This window comes from Nocardioides sp. (assembly GCF_035547795.1).
GTDB lineage: Bacteria > Actinomycetota > Actinomycetes > Propionibacteriales > Nocardioidaceae > Nocardioides.
This window is the reverse complement of sequence record NZ_DASZUF010000001.1, coordinates 1-13,235: the sequence shown is the minus strand read 5'-3', so window position 1 is coordinate 13,235 and position 13,235 is coordinate 1. Positions and strand designations below refer to the sequence as shown.

Annotated in this window: 9 protein-coding genes; 7 read left to right on the top strand and 2 right to left on the bottom strand. The window is 72.1% G+C overall.

The features are described 5' to 3' along the window. The 6 genes from sucB to VHA72_RS00020 all read left to right on the top strand — a co-directional run. A partial coding sequence (sucB, locus tag VHA72_RS00045) for a 2-oxoglutarate dehydrogenase, E2 component, dihydrolipoamide succinyltransferase (RefSeq protein ID WP_325572341.1) occupies nucleotides 1–1,215 on the top strand: 1,215 nt, incomplete at its 5' end. Nucleotides 1,216–1,316: 101 nt separating this feature from the next. Beyond that, a complete protein-coding gene (lipB, locus tag VHA72_RS00040) occupies nucleotides 1,317–2,063 on the top strand; it encodes a lipoyl(octanoyl) transferase LipB (RefSeq protein ID WP_325572339.1) in 747 nt (248 codons plus the stop codon). Between the two features lie 367 nt (nucleotides 2,064–2,430). Next, the gene (locus tag VHA72_RS00035) at nucleotides 2,431–5,037 is read left to right on the top strand and encodes a DUF7927 domain-containing protein (RefSeq protein ID WP_325572337.1); all 2,607 of its coding nucleotides are present in this window, start codon (nucleotides 2,431–2,433) and stop codon (nucleotides 5,035–5,037) included. A gap of 39 nt (nucleotides 5,038–5,076) precedes the next feature. Then, complete coding sequence (locus VHA72_RS00030) at nucleotides 5,077–8,382, top strand: DUF7927 domain-containing protein (RefSeq protein WP_325572335.1); 3,306 nt, start codon at nucleotides 5,077–5,079, stop codon at nucleotides 8,380–8,382. A gap of 43 nt (nucleotides 8,383–8,425) precedes the next feature. Then, nucleotides 8,426–9,364 carry a lipoyl synthase gene (lipA, locus tag VHA72_RS00025; protein ID WP_325572333.1) on the top strand — a complete coding sequence of 313 codons (939 nt, stop codon included), beginning with the start codon at nucleotides 8,426–8,428 and terminating at the stop codon, nucleotides 9,362–9,364. A gap of 16 nt (nucleotides 9,365–9,380) precedes the next feature. After that, a complete protein-coding gene (locus tag VHA72_RS00020; protein ID WP_325572331.1) occupies nucleotides 9,381–10,088 on the top strand; it encodes a DUF4191 domain-containing protein in 708 nt (235 codons plus the stop codon). A 5-nt stretch (nucleotides 10,089–10,093) separates the two neighbouring features. Here VHA72_RS00020 and VHA72_RS00015 read toward each other — a convergent pair whose 3' ends face one another. Both VHA72_RS00015 and VHA72_RS00010 read right to left on the bottom strand, forming a co-directional pair. After that, on the bottom strand, nucleotides 10,094–10,927 hold the full coding sequence (locus VHA72_RS00015; protein WP_325572329.1) for an SCO4651 family lipoprotein: 834 nt from the start codon (nucleotides 10,925–10,927) through the stop codon (nucleotides 10,094–10,096). Between the two features lie 39 nt (nucleotides 10,928–10,966). After that, a complete protein-coding gene (locus VHA72_RS00010; protein WP_325572327.1) occupies nucleotides 10,967–11,422 on the bottom strand; it encodes an RDD family protein in 456 nt (151 codons plus the stop codon). Between the two features lie 186 nt (nucleotides 11,423–11,608). Here VHA72_RS00010 and glnA point away from each other — a divergent pair, with 186 nt between their 5' ends. Beyond that, complete coding sequence (gene glnA / locus VHA72_RS00005) at nucleotides 11,609–13,030, top strand: type I glutamate--ammonia ligase (protein ID WP_325572325.1); 1,422 nt, start codon at nucleotides 11,609–11,611, stop codon at nucleotides 13,028–13,030. Nucleotides 13,031–13,235 lie beyond the last annotated feature (205 nt).

The window sequence follows — 13,235 nt, the reverse complement described above, 5'->3', positions numbered from 1 at the left end:
GAGATCCCCTCCCCCGTCGCCGGGACGCTGTTGGAGATCAAGGTGGCCGAGGACGAGACCGTCGAGGTGGGCGCCGAGCTGGCGCTGATCGGCGACGCCTCCGCCGCCCCTGCTCCGGTGACCCCAGCCGCCCCTGAGCCGGCCGCCCCCGCGGCCGAGCCCGCCCCGGCCGCTGCTCCCGCTCCGGCTGCTCCCGCTCCGGCTGCTCCCGCTCCGGCGGCGCCGGCCGCCCCCGCTCCGGCGGCACCGGCGCCGACCAGCCCGCAGACGTCCGCCCCGATCGCGCCCAGCATCGAGGCCGGCGGCTACGTCACGCCGCTGGTGCGCAAGCTCGCCGCCCAGCACAACGTCGACCTCAGCAAGGTCCAAGGCTCCGGCGTCGGTGGCCGCATCCGCAAGGAGGACGTGCTCGCCGCGGCGAGCGCCGCCCAGAGCGCCACCGCCCCGGCCGCCCAGAGCGGCGCCGCCGCTCCGGCCGCTCCGGCCGCACCCGCCGCCTCCCCGCTGCGCGGTACGACGGAGAAGGTCTCACGGCTGCGCAAGGTGATCGCCGAGCGGATGACCGAGTCGCTGCACGTCTCCGCCCAGCTGACGCAGGTGATGGAGGTCGACGTCACCAACATCGCCCGCCTGCGCGAGGCCAACAAGGCGGAGTTCCTGGCGCGCGAGGGCGTCAAGCTCACCTACCTGCCGTTCTTCGCCAAGGCGGCGATCGACACCCTCAAGGCGCACCCGAAGCTCAACGCCAACCTCAACACCGAGGCCGGCGAGGTGACCTACTACGACCGCGAGAACATCGCGTTCGCGGTCGACACCGAGCGCGGCCTGCTCACACCGGTGGTCAAGGACGCCGGCGACCTGTCGATCGCCGGCCTGGCCAAGAAGATCGCCGATGTCGCCGAGCGCACCCGCACCAACAAGATCACCCCGGACGAGCTCTCCGGCGGGACCTTCACCATCACCAACCTCGGCTCGTTCGGCGCACTGTTCGACACGCCGATCATCAACCAGCCGCAGGTCGCGATCCTCGGCCCCGGCGCGGTGGTGAAGCGCCCGGTCGTCATCGACGACCCCGAGCTCGGCGAGACCATCGCCATCCGGCACATGGTCTACCTGGCGCTGACCTACGACCACCGCCTGGTCGACGGCGCCGACGCCGGCCGCTTCCTGCAGGACGTCAAGAAGCGCCTCGAGGCCGGCGTCTTCGACCTCTGATCCGCCTCCCGCTTCCCCTGACGAGCCCGCCGGTTCGTCAGGGGAAGCGGCATTTCGGGACCCGACTCGCGAGTACTCGGGTCCCGGCGTACGTTGTCAGCGTGAGTGACCTGCGCTTCGAGGACCACGGGACGATCGACTACCTGGCTGCCTGGGAGCTCCAGCGCCGGGTCCATGCCGAGGTCGTGGAGCGGACCCGGCCCGACACCGTGCTCCTGCTCGAGCACCCGCCGACGTACACCGCCGGGAAGCGCACCGACGACCACGAGCGGCCCTTGGACTCCGGTGGCGCCCCGGTGATCGACGTCGACCGCGGCGGGAAGATCACCTTCCACGGACCCGGCCAGCTGGTCGCCTACCCGATCGTGCGGCTGCCCGACCACGTCAAGGTGGTCGACTTCGTCCGCCGGCTCGAGGAGGCGATGATCCGCACCTGTGCCGATCTCGGCGTCACCACCGCCCGCGTGCCCGGCCGCAGCGGCGTGTGGCTGCGGGAGGACGACAGGGGCCCCGAGCGCAAGATCGCCGCGATCGGCCTCCGGGTGAGCAAGGGCGTCACCATGCACGGCGTCGCGATGAACTGTGACGTGGACATGGCCTGGTACGACCGCTTCGTCCCGTGTGGCATCTCCGACGCCGGCGTCACCAGCCTGGCCCTCGAGCTGGGCCGCGACGTGACGGTCGCGGAGACCAGCCCGATCCTGGAGCGGCACCTGCGCACCTACCTGGCCTGGGAGCCGTACGACGCCACGCCCGACTACGAACCGCGTCCCGAGCCGAGGCACCGGGCCACGCCCGCCGACGGGCAGGCGCCGCGCATCCCGCTGCTGACTCCCTCCCACGGCTGACGCCGCCTCGCCGACCGGCCGGCCTCGGGCGGGCCCCATGCCGTGGCGTGCGGACCCGCCTCCCAGGCGTCGGCAAAGGGGCACGGTGGCGTCCCTTTCCCGACACGTCAGCACCACCTCGTCGCCCTTCTGTGCGCGCACGACCGCGGGGCCGGCCCGGTCGGCATCACGGGAAGCTCCCCGCGGCGACGCGAGGAGGCTCACGCACCGCCGCCGTTGGCCAGGCCACCCGCCCGGGCCACCGTCCCAGGCCACCCGCCCACGCCAGCGGGACGGGCCGCGCCTCCCGCAGACGAGGCGGCGGCGCTGATAGCGTTCCGCTCGCCTGTGACTGATGTGGCAGGCGGGCCTGATGGGAGGAGGGGCCGTGCGCCGGTCCATGCGCGCGCTCGCGGTCACCACCGCCGTCGCGCCCCTGCTCGGCCTCGCGCCGCTGACCTCGACGGAGACGGCCGGAGCGGCGGTGCCGCAGCCCACGGCCACGACGGCCGTCGTCCACCTCACGGTCGGCGCTGACCGCGCCACCGCGCGGACCCTGGCACCCCTGGCCGGCGTGACGTTCGGGCTCTTCGCCGTCCAGCCGACGGCGGTCGGGCCGAGCGGCGACACCACCCAGCCGCCGGCGTACACCTGCGTCTCGGACGCCGACGGCGACTGCTCGGTCGCCGTCCCGGTCGGCACCGGCGGGGTCACGCCCGGCACTCGGCTGTGGGCCGCGCCCACCGCGCTCCCCGCCGGCTGGAGCACGGCGCCGGACCCGAGCCAGGACTTCCGCACCGACCCGCTCTACGCCGGCCGCGACGTGCAGGTGTACGGCGTCTGGCCGCTGACCCGGGCCGATCCCAGCCTCGCCGCCGGCTGCGGCCACACCGTCGCCGTGGTCACCGGCAGCACGCCGGGCACCGCCGTCGCCGACCTCGCCGGGGCGCTGCGGGGCACCCCCTCTCGGGTGGCCTGGTACGGCGCCGCGGGTGCCACCGACGCGATGCCGGTGACCTCAGCAGGCGACGCCAAGCGCCTGACCGCGCTGGTCAAGAGCGGGGGCAGCCGGAGCTGGCGCAAGAGCCTGGACGCGCTCGCCGCGGCCGACCAGCCCGCCGGCAGTGCCGGCCACGTCGACCTCGTGGTCGTCACCGCCGCCACCGACCCGACCGGCGCCGCCGCCAACCGGCTGGAGGGCCTCGGCACCCGCGTCGTCGCGGCCACGGACATCGCGGCGCTGCGAGACTCGCTGCTGGCCGGCTGCGCAGGCTCGGTGACAGTGGTCTCCCCCGGTGCTCCGGTCGCGGTGTCCGCCTCGACCGGGGCCAGCGGCAGCACCGAGGCCATCACCGGCGCGGTCGCGCTCCCCCTGACCGCCGGGCCGGTGACGCTGACGCTGCCCTACGCACCGACGAGTGCCCACTGCCTCGACCTCGGCACCGGCGCGGCGGTCGCGGCCACGCTCACCGGCGGCTCGCTCGCGCTGACGGCCGCCCCCGGCGCCGCCCTGTCCTGCACCCTGCCGCGCCCGGCAGACGGCTCCGCGACGCTCACCGTCGCCCACCGCTGGTCGGTCACCACCGCCACCGGCACCACGACGTACGCCGACGGCAGTCAGCCCGCCGACCTGCACAGTGGCCTCACCGTCGCCGGCACGCCGCAGCCCTGGGGCACGCCGCGGCGTGGGCTCACCGCCGGCCAACCTGTCGCGGTGACCGACACACCCGCGATCGGGCTGCCCGGCTGCAGCCTGACCGGCACCACTGTCGACGGCGGCGACGCCCTTGCCGGCACGCTCGCCCCCGGCAACTGGACGCTGACCGAGCACGTCACCTGCCACAGCCACCTCACCCTGACGACGACGGTGCTCGGCGGCGACGCCCAGTCCACCGCATGGAGCCTGCAGGCGGCCCCCAGCGGGCCGAGTGGCCCCACCGGCGCCACCGGCGAGGTGCCGAGCGGCCGCAGCCTGACGCTCACCCAGGCCGGCGGGCCGGCGACGTACGCGCTGGTGCGCACCGACTGCGCGATCACCTCCGGCGGCCGTCGCGCGATCGGGTACGACGCGGGCACGGCCGGCTCGCTCACCATCCCACTGGGTCAGGACGTGACCTGCACGTTCGTCAACGCCACCGCGTCGCTGATGCTGGCGAGCACCGTCGACGGCGCCGCCTCGGGCACCGCCACCTGGCCGATGACCGTGACGCCGACCAAGCCGCAGGGCGGCGTCAGCGCGCAGTCGGTGACCGGCAACGGCACCGTCCTGGTCCGCCCCGGACTGGCCTACACGGTGACCCAGGGCCAGGGCCCGGCCGGGTACCAGCTGACCGGCATCGCCTGCACGGTCGACGGCGTGCCCGTGACCGGGCCGCTGACCATCCCTCCGGGCTCGGGCGCGGCCTGCACGGCGAACGACACCGCCAGCCAGTGGACCGCCAGCCAACACAGCGACCCCGCATCCGGGTCGCGGGTCTCCCCCGGAGCCGTGATCACCTACACGCTCACCGCCACTCACCTGCGCGGCCGCCCGACCGCCGACGTGCTGATCGGCGACGACCTGGCCCAGGTACTCGACCACGGCACCCTGGTCGACGGCGCCGTCAGCGTCACGGCCGGGACGGCGAAGCTCGACGGCACCACCGTGACCTGGCGCATCCCGCAGCTCGCCGACTCCGCGACCGCCACCTTCCGGGTGCGCGTCGCCGAACGCACCGACGGCAGCCAGCTCGTCGGCGCCCTGAAGACGCTGACCACCACCGAGCCCGGTGGCGCCGGGGACGCCGCCGTACCGTGCGCACAGACGGACCTGGCCCAGACCGTCACCGGCGACACCGACCATCGCGCCACCACCCGCTGCGACGCCGTGGTGCACCGCACCTACGTCGCCGGCGGCCCCGACAGCCGCCACCTCGGCTACCTCATCGCCGGTGCGCTCCTGGTGGCCGTCCTGGGGACGCTCATCGCCGCCGTGGCGGCGCGTCGCCGAAGCTGACTCTTTACACGGGACACGCATCCCGAGTACGCATGAGCCATGCGCTCGGGACCGCGTCAGCTCGCCACAGGCGTCGTCACGGCAGTCCTGCTCGGCCTCCTCCTGACGCCGGGCGGCAGCCGAGCGGCGGTGCCGTCCCCCACCGCGAGCACCGCGGTGGTCACCATCAAGGTCGGCGGGGATCGGGACACCTCCACCACGATCGGGCCGCTGGCGGGCATCACCTACGGGTTCTTCCGCACTCAGCCGACCCACTGGAACGACAACGACGGCGACACCACCGACACCCCCGAGTGGACGTGTGTCTCCGACGCCGACGGGGACTGCTCGGTCGCCGTACCGATCGGGGCCGGTGGCATCACCGCCGGCACCCGGCTGTGGGCGGCGGTCACCGACTCCACCGCCGACTGGTTCGCCAACCCGCTGTGGCAGACGGGGCCGCTGAGCCCGAGCACCGCCCATCCGCTGGTCTCGCTGCGCCACGTCTTCCAGACACCGGCGCTCTACGGCAACCGCACCTACCGCTCCGGCGCCGACTGGATCACCGACCCGGGTCTGCAGACCAGCCCGGCCAGCTCCACCGAGGACTATGCGCGCCGGACCGCCTCGGGCGGCGTGTGGCCGCTCTCCCGGGTGGACCCTGCCCTGCCGGACCAGTGCGGCCTGAAGGTCGCGCTGGTCGTCGACCTCTCCAGCTCCGTCGACGGCCACATCGCCGACGTCAGGACCGCGCTCGACACCTACGTCGACGCGCTGCGCGGCACGCCCTCGACCGCCGCGCTCTATACCTTCGGCACCGGCTCGCCGGCGCTCGGCTTCGAACCGAACTCCTCGCCGATGTCGGTGGCGACCACCGCCGACGCGGCGAAGTTCAAGGCGCTCTACGCCGGCTGGCACAACAACTTCGCCACGAACTACACCAACTGGGACGCCGGCATCGACGCGGTCGCCCAGGACAACGCTGCCCTGCCCGCGGCGGACCGGTTCGACCTCGCCGTCGTCATCACCGACGGCAACCCGACCGTCTACGGCCCGCTGACCAGCAACGGCCAGGTCGACACCCGCACCAGCGGCTACACCCGCTTCTGGGAGATCGGGACCGCCGTCGCCTCGGCCAACCTGCTGAAGTCGCAGGGAACACGAGTGGTCGCCGTCGGCGTCGGCTCGGGGGCCACCGGCGACGCGAAGTACAACCTCCGGGCGATCTCGGGCCGCGACGCCTACGACGGCACCAACATCCTCGACGCGGACTACCTCCAGGCCAGCAGCTACGACGCCGTCGGCGACGCGCTGCACGACCTGGTGCTGTCCAGCTGCGCCCCCTCGATCTCGGTGATCAAGCGGATCGTCCCACCCGGCGGCGGCATCGCCGACTCCTACATCCCCACCGAGCCGTGGACCTTCGCCGCCACCACGGCCTCGCCCGGTGCCTCGGTCGACTCGACCTCCCCGGCCCAGACCGCCCCGGGCAGCGGCGGGGTGAGCTTCAACGTCACGGTGCCAGCGACGGGAACCAGCGACTTCACCGTGGCGGAGACCCAGCAGGCCGGCTACAGCACCTATCCGGTCGATCGGGACGGCACCGGCAGCGGCACCCAGAACGCCTCCTGCGTGGACAAGCAGAACGGCACCGACCAGCCGGTGACAGTGACCAACGTCGGCACCGATGGCTTCACCGTGCCGGTCGGGATCAAGGGCGTGATCAGCTGCGTGGTCTACAACCAGGCACCGACGCCACCGCCCCCGATCCGGCCGGCGCAGCTGACCGTGGAGAAGCGCTGGCAGGTGGTCACCGACGTTCCCGGCGGCACCCACACCGACACCTATCCCCAGGGCGAGCAGCCGGCCGGACTCGAGTCGACGCTCTCGCTCACCGGCCCCGAGGCGGCAGCGGCCAGCGAGCAGCCGTGGGGCGTCGAACGAGGCGGGTACGCCGAGGGCGACCGGGTGACCGTCGCGGAGCACGTCGATCTCGGCTTGCCCGGCTGCACCCTCACCTCGGCGAGCCTCAACGCGTACGACGGCACCGGGCCGACCGGCCCGACCACCGACCTCGGCGTCTCGTCGCCGTCCGGCGACGTGACGCTGGCCGCCGGCGGTAACCACTGGATCGTCACCAACCAGGTGCACTGCGTCAGCCACCTGATCCTGACCAAGCGGGTGGTCGGCGGCTCCGCTCCGCCGTCGGCATGGACCCTGCACGCCGACGGCCCCACCGGCGCGCTGACCGGCCCGTCGGGCTCCACCGGTGTGTCGGCGGAGGTGACGCCGGAGCTCACCTACCAGCTCGCGGAGAGTCACGGCGACGACCCGGCGCTGCTGGAGTACGTCCAGGACGACGAGCGCTCTCGGCCGCTGCAGAACCCGCTCTCCACGGGCTCGATGGCCTGCAACGTCGCCGGCGCCGCCGGGGACGCGACCGGCGCCGAGGGCGGCGTCGTCGTACCGCTGGGCCAGGACATGGTCTGCACCGCGACCAACCGCACCGCGCAGATCAGCGTCGTCAAGGACGTCGTCGGCGGCGGCGCCACTCCGGCGGAGTGGACCTTCCACCTCACCCCGGTCGACCCGGCGGTCGACGGACTGCGCTCGCACACGCTGGCCGGCGCGGCGGCCCCCGGCAGCACCACCACGCTCCGGCCGGGCCAGAGCTACCGGCTCGAGGAGACCGGCGACGTGGACGGCTACCAGCTCCGCGGACTCTCCTGCGCCACCGTCGAGCCGACTGCCCGCGGCATCCTGCTGACCGTCACCGCGGGTGCCAACATCACCTGTACGGCGACCAACTCCTACAGCACCTGGACCTCGTCCAAGACCAGCGACCCGGTCTCGGGCAGCACCGTGGCGCCCGGCAGCGTCATCACCTACACCGTGCACGCCGACCACCTCGCCGGTCACGCGACCGAGGACGTCCGGATCGTCGACGACCTGACCCACGTGCTCGACCACGCCACCCTGATCGAGGGCAGCATCGACGCCAGCACCGGCCACGCCCACCTCGACGGGCACCGGCTGGTGTGGACGATCCCCTCCCTCACCGGCCATCGGAGGTTGGTCTACCGCGTCCGGGTCGCGGCGGACGCCGCCGGCGTCACGCTGCACAACGTCCTCACCCGGCACACCACCACCGAGCCCGGCGACCCCGGCGATCCCGCCGCGGTGTGCGAGGCGAGCCGGTGCCCGCACGACGCCGCCGACGAGGAGACCGACCACCCGGTGTCCGCCGCGACACCGACCCTGCCCGACACCGGCGGCCCACCGCTGTGGCCGCTGCCGGCCGGAGCCGGGCTGGTCGTCGCCGGAGCGGCGCTGCTGGGCCTGCGGATCGGCCGCGGCCGGGCGTGAGGCTGGAGTTCGAGCGGCGGGATGCCCGGCGTACCCTTGAGGGGTGACTCTCGCCCCAGAAGGACGCAAGCTTCTCCGCCTCGAGGTCCGCAACAGCGAGACCCCCATCGAGCGCAAGCCGGAGTGGATCAAGACCCGGGCCAAGATGGGACCGGAGTACCAGCAGCTCCACTCGCTGGTGAAGTCCGAGGGGCTGCACACGGTCTGCCAGGAGGCGGGTTGTCCCAACATCTTCGAGTGTTGGGAGGACCGCGAAGCGACGTTCCTCATCGGCGGTGACCAGTGCACCCGGCGCTGCGACTTCTGCCAGATCGACACCGGCAAGCCGCAGCCGCTGGACCGCGACGAGCCGCGCCGGGTGGCCGAGTCGGTGCAGAAGATGGGCCTGAAGTACGCCACCATCACCGGCGTCGCCCGCGACGACCTGGCCGACGGCGGCGCCTGGCTGTACGCCGAGACCGTCCGGGCGATCCACGAGCTCAACCCCGGCACCGGCGTCGAGAACCTCATCCCCGACTTCAACGGCCGCCCCGACCTGCTCCAGCAGGTCTTCGCGACCCGACCCGAGGTGCTCGCCCACAACCTCGAGACGGTGCCACGGATCTTCAAGCGGATCCGCCCCGGCTTCCGCTACGAGCGCTCGCTGGACGTGCTCACCCAGGCCCGCTCGTTCGGGCTGGTCACCAAGTCCAACCTCATCCTCGGCATGGGCGAGACACGGGAGGAGGTCTCCCAGGCACTGCGCGACCTGCACGCGGCCGGTTGCGAGCTGATCACCATCACCCAGTACCTGCGACCGAGCCTGCGCCACCACCCGGTGGAGCGGTGGGTGAAGCCGGAGGAGTTCGTGGAGCTTGCCGAGGAGGCCACCGAGGTCGGGTTCGCGGGTGTCATGTCCGGCCCGCTCGTCCGTTCGTCGTACCGGGCCGGTCGGCTGTACCGTCAGGCCATCGCCGCCCGCGGCGAGTCCACCGAGAGCTAGAGAGGCCCCAGCCCGCATGTCCCAGCTCGACCCGAGCACGATGAGCCGCCGCCAACAGCTCGTCGAGACCTACCGGATGACCAAGCAGACCGACCCGACGATCGGTCTGTGGGTCGGCGGCTCCTTCGTCGTCGGCGCCGTCATCGGTGCGCTGCTGTTCTGGCTGCTGCCCGCCGGCGGCGTGCTCGGCGTGGTGTTCGCGGTCATCGGCGCCGTGCTCTTCGGCGTCCTGGCCGCCCTGCTCGTCTTCTCCAGGCGCGCGCAGAAGGCCGCGTACACCCGGATCGAGGGCCAGCCCGGAGCCGCGGCGGCGGCGCTCAACATGCTGCGCCGCGGCTGGACGGTGACGCCGGCGGTCGGCTTCAACAAGAGCCAGGACGTCGTCCACCGCGTGGTCGGCCCGCCGGGAGTCGTGCTGGTCGGCGAGGGCACCAGCCCGGCCCGGGTGCGCGGCCTGCTCGCCACCGAGCGCACCAAACATCAGCGGGTGCTGCCCGACACCCCGATCACCGAGCTGGTCGCCGGCAACGGCGAGGGCGAGGTCCCGCTGCCGAAGCTGGTCTCGAAGGTCTCGCGGATGAAGCGCGAGGTCAGGCCCGGCGAGATCACCGACATCCTCAACCGGCTCAAGGCGCTCGACTCCACCCGGGGCACGCTGCCGATGCCGAAGGGCCCGATGCCCACCAACATGAAGGGCATGCGGCAGAACCTGCGCGGCCGCTGATCTGGCTAGCTGCCGCCGAGGGCGCCGGCCAGGCCGCTGATGTCGGTGACCTTGCTCGCCGGCGGCGCCGTGATCGAGACCTTCTTGCCCCAGTCGGAGAAGACCTCGGTGACGTTCTCGCCGCCGGCGTCCATCTTCATCTGCTTGTAGCGGCCCGAACCGTCGAACCACACGTCGACGGTCTCGTTCGCCGGCAGCGCGCTCGCCGCCGCCGAGGGCAGGCTGGGCAGCGCCGAGGCCACCTGGGCTCCGTCGACGGTGAACCGGTAGTGGTCGGTCGGCGTACCGTCGACGGTGTCCTTGCCGACGTAGGTGCCGCCGGAGATCGCGTCGCCGAACTTGTCGAACAGCGCGCCCGGGTCCAGCGAGTCCAGGCCCAGCGAGCCCAGCGGGCTGGACTTGTCGTCGAGCGGCGCCTTGACGTACTTGTCACCCAAGGCCGCCAGCTGGACGTACATCGCATCGTCGACCAACAGCATCGTCGCGGTGTCGCTGCCGGTCGCGCTCAGCTGTGCCGAGCTCAGCTCCAGCGACGCCTTGAGCGGCTTGGACTTCAGGTCCAGGTCGCCGCTGCCCGACATCGCGATCGCGCCGGTCATCTTCATCGACACGTGCACGGTGCTCGCCGAGGACAGCGCGTCGGCGAACATCTGCCGCACCGCGGCGGGGTCGACGCTCGAGCCGGGCGCGAAGTGGTCGCCGGCCGGGGCGCTGCTCGCCGAGGGCGTCGCACCGGTCGAGGAGTGCGACGACGCAGAGCCACCGCCGCAGGCGCTGGTCAGCGCCAGCGCGACGGCGGCGATCCCGATCGAAGCGGTACGGCGGGTCCGGGGCGACATGGGGCTCTCTCTCGACGGCGGCATCGGCGGCGCCGGGCGTCAGCCCCGGCGCAGGAAGAACGAGCGGTAGGTCTGCAAGGTCACGGAGGCCGTCCCGGCGGCCAGGTCGTGCAGGCCGCGGCCGTCGGGCCGGAAGACCAACGGCGGGATGACGACCGCGACCAGGATCTGGCGGGCGATGGTGCGCAGCGGATCCAGCGGCCGCGGATCGCCGTCGATGCGGACCGTGCGCAACCGCGTCGCCAGCTTGCCGAAGGAGCCGCCGACGAGGGTGGTCAGCAGCACGGTCTCCACGACGTACACGGGAAGGACCCAGGCCTTGGCCTCGCTGCCCGGGGCGGTGAACGTGTGCCACCCGACCACGCCGGCGACGGCCAGGGAGCAGGCCACCCAGTCCACCACCAGCGCCAGCACGCGGCGGGCCCACGAGGCGGTCTCGAACGGGAGCGCGCGCGGGTCGGAGGCGGTGCTGGCGGTCGGTCGTGCGTCGGTCACCGTCCCAGCCTAGAGGCGCCGTTCCCGGACACCGATCCCGCGACCTGTTACATGTCTGAAACAATCGCGACACGGCGACGCAACTGCTCATACATACGTTGCCATCGATGGTTGCGGCAGCGCCGCCGTGGCCTGACCACTCGCGAGGAACTCGACCGCCCCGTCATGCGCGGTCAAGGAGGACGAATGTTCAGCACTGGCGATGAGCTGCTCAAGTTCATCAAGGACGAGGGTGTCGAGTTCGTCGACGTCCGTTTCGTCGACCTGCCCGGCATCCAGCAGCACCTCACCGTGCCGGTGTCGTCGTTCAACCTGGACCCGATGGCCTTCGACGGCTCGTCGATCCGTGGCTTCCAGAACATCCACGAGTCGGACATGGCGCTGTATCCGGACGTGACGACGGCGTACGTCGACCCGTTCCGCAAGGCCAAGACGCTGGCGATGATGTACTTCGTCCACGACCCGATCACCGGCGAGGCCTACTCCCGCGACCCGCGCAACATCGCCCGCAAGGCGCTGGCCTACCTGGCCACCACCGGCATCGGCGACACCGCGTTCTTCGCACCCGAGGCCGAGTTCTTCATCTTCGACTCGGTGAAGTTCGCCACCGGGATGAACAAGTCCTTCTACGAGGTCGAGTCCTTCGAGGGCTCCTGGAACAGCGGCGCCGACCTCAACCCGGACGGCACGCCCAACCGCGGCTACAAGGTCCGCACCAAGGGCGGCTACTTCCCGGTGACGCCGACCGACGGCACTCAGGACCTGCGCGACGAGATGGTCAAGAACCTCGAGCAGGCCGGGCTGCTCGTCGAGCGCGCCCACCACGAGGTCGGCACCGCGGCGCAGGCCGAGATCAACTACCGGTTCGACACGCTGCTCAAGGCGGCGGACGACATCATGAAGTTCAAGTACATCGTCCGCAACACCGCCTGGGCGGCCGGCAAGACCGTCACCTTCATGCCGAAGCCGATCTTCGGCGACAACGGCTCGGGCATGCACGTGCACCAGTCGATCTGGAACGGCGGGGAGCCGCTGTTCTACGACGAGAAGGGGTACGGCGGCCTGTCCGACATCGCCCGCTGGTACATCGGCGGCATCCTCAAGCACGCGCCCTCGGTGCTCGCGTTCACCAACCCGACGGTGAACTCCTACCACCGCCTGGTGCCCGGCTTCGAGGCCCCGATCTCGATGGTCTACTCCTCGCGCAACCGCTCCGCCGCGGTCCGCATCCCGATCACCGGGTCGAACCCCAAGGCCAAGCGTGTCGAGGCCCGCTTCCCCGACCCGTCCTCGAACCCCTACCTCGCCTTCTCGGCGCTGCTGCTCGCCGGCATCGACGGCATCCGCAACAAGATCGAGCCGCCCGCGCCGATCGACAAGGACATCTACGAGCTGCCGCCGGACGAGATGGCAGAGATCGACCAGGCCCCCACGTCGCTCTCCGCCGTACTCGAGGCGCTGAAGAACGACCACGACTTCCTCACCGTCGGCGACGTCTTCACCGAGGACCTCATCGAGATGTGGATCGAGTGGAAGACCAACAACGAGATCCTCCCCGTGCAGCTGCGCCCGCACCCGCACGAGTTCGAGCTCTACTACGACATCTGATTTCGGGTGTCTCAGGGTCGGCCAGTCAACGCCCAATGTTGACCACAAACCGCCTCTGACCTGTGGAAACGCCGCCGACGACCGTCGTGGTCGTTCGGCGGCGTTTCTCGTGCTTCGTCGGTGGCTTGTTACATGACTGGTACATGCGCGGGGTCTTGAGACCCCGACACCGCTCTGCTCGCGGCCGTCGGCCCCGAATCCTGTT